1 protein-coding gene and 1 pseudogene are annotated in these 1,866 nt (G+C 71.2%); both read right to left on the bottom strand.

Translation table 11 applies throughout. The features are described from left to right. Positions 1–103: 103 nt before the first annotated feature. Positions 104–1,657 carry an NAD(P)-binding domain-containing protein gene (locus tag AB0J39_RS39380; protein ID WP_363474296.1) on the bottom strand — a complete coding sequence of 518 codons (1,554 nt, stop codon included), beginning with the start codon at positions 1,655–1,657 and terminating at the stop codon, positions 104–106. Further along, positions 1,657–1,866: pseudogene (locus AB0J39_RS39375) on the bottom strand (carboxymuconolactone decarboxylase family protein); the annotation flags it as partial. The gene AB0J39_RS39380 and the pseudogene AB0J39_RS39375, both read right to left, overlap by 1 nt.

Below are 1,866 nucleotides of genomic sequence, written 5' to 3'. Positions count from 1 at the left end.
CGGCACCGGGGCGGCCCGGCAGTGGGCCGCCCACGCCCGGCGGGGCCGCGCCGAGGACGTGGTGGACCACCTCGTCGCGCAGCTGCTGGCCTGACGCAGGCGCCTAGGCGCCGGGAAGCAGCGATGCCAGGAACGCGCGCAGCGGTTCCACGTGGCGGACGGGGTCGCGCCACTGGGCCAGGAGGTCCTCCAGCAGGTGGCGCTCGGCGACCTGCTCGCCTCCTCGCCATGCCCGTACGACCGGGTGCAGGAAGGCGCTCTCGTGCGCCCGCTCGGGCACCGGATGCCGCTTGATCGCGAACACGTCGGCGTGGGCGTCCCTGGGACCCCAGCGCAGGGTGACGGTGAAGGCGAGCGGAGCGTCCCCGAAGCGCTCGACGGCGTAGTCCTCGGGCAGGTCGGCGTAGTGCGTGACCCGGCCGTCCGCCACGACGTAGACGTCGCACAGGTACTCGAACTGGGTCCACAGCGCCGAGCTGTAGTTGGCCCGCTCCAGCATCGCCGAGGTGAGCTGGCCGGCGTCCACCGGCAGCGTCCGGTGCTCCAGCTCCGCGCCCTCGTACCGCTCTGCCAGCAGGGCCGCGAGCGTGCGCAGGTTGTAACGGAATCCGTCGATGAACGCCGACGAGGCGCGTTTGAAGTCGCGCGCCTGCATGAGCGTGCCGGCGAAGTAGAGCCCGTCGACGTTCGCCGACTGGAAGTCGGGCCGGACGGCCGGCATCCGCCCGTTCGGCGCGAGGTCGGGCAGGCAGGACTCTCCGAAGATCGAGCGGTCCATGGTGAAGCCGGTGCAGCGCAGGACGGTGTCGTATTCGAGCACCGTGCTCTCGTCCTCGGCCAGCGTGTAGGTGATCGCCGCCTTGAACCGCTCGCCCTCGCGCCACAGCCGGTCGACCCGGCACTCCAGCACGCCGTGCAGGGTCTTGAACCAGTAGCTGTCCAGCAGCGCGCCGTACTGGCCGCGCACGTGGCCCGGGTGCTTGCTCGTCCAGGCGAGCCGTACGGGGCTGGGACTGGCGAGGTGGATCACGGCGGCGTGACCGAGCATGGCCTGGGCGGTCTCGAACGCCGAGTTGCCCTTGCCGATGATCAACACTCGCTGGTCGGTGAACTCCTCCCCCTGGACCGGCATGTCCTCATAGCCCCGGGCCAGCTCGATGCCGGGGATGTCCGGCACGTACGGCCCGCCCCAGCCGGCCGCGACGATGACGCACTCGGCGTGGAGCACCTCGCCGGCCGTGTGCACGGCGAACAGCCCGCCGGCCTTCTCGATCCGTTCCACCGGTGTGGAGAAGCGCACGTTGAGGCCGTGCTCGCGCTGGAAGTCGGCGAGATAGCGCACGAGGTCGTCGGCGTGCGGGAAGTACTCCTGCGAGTAGCGGGGGAACTGCAGGTCCGGGGAGTCGTTGAGCAGGGAGTTCCAGTCCCAGCGCAGCGCGATCTCGGGGTCCTTCTCGCTGATGTGCACCTTGTTGAGCGAGATCAGCCGGCGGTGGCGGGGGTAGCGCCGGAAGAAGGCCGCGGGCGCCGCCTCGCGCTCCAGCACGAGGTAGTCGGCGCCCGCGCGGTGCAGGAAATAGGCGAGTTGCAGGCCCCCGGGGCCCGCGCCGACGATCAGGTAACGGTGCGCCCGTCCGGCCGGGCCTGTGTCCGCCATCAGTTCCGGGACTCCGCGGCGCCGTCGGTGTAGCCGGTCGCGATGATCTTCTCCGCCATCGCGGCGTACGCCGCCGGGTCCTCGGGAGCGACCGTGCCGAGGCCGTCGACGTAACGGTTGAACATGCAGAAGGCGGCGGCGATGAGGACGGTGTCGTGGATTTCCAGGTCGGTGGCGCCCTCGGCGCGGGCGGCGGCGACCTGTTCCTC

It is taken from the genome of Microbispora sp. NPDC049633 (genome assembly GCF_040675265.1).
In the GTDB taxonomy this organism is placed as follows: domain Bacteria; phylum Actinomycetota; class Actinomycetes; order Streptosporangiales; family Streptosporangiaceae; genus Microbispora; species Microbispora maris.
Note: the sequence above shows the minus strand (reverse complement) of the source record. Positions and strands in the feature narration are given on the sequence as shown.

Bases quoted from the DNA above. Each gene is read 5' to 3' on its own strand.
- AB0J39_RS39380 (WP_363474296.1), bottom strand. From the start codon at position 1,657: ATGGCGGACACAGGCCCGGCCGGACGGGCGCACCGTTACCTGATCGTC.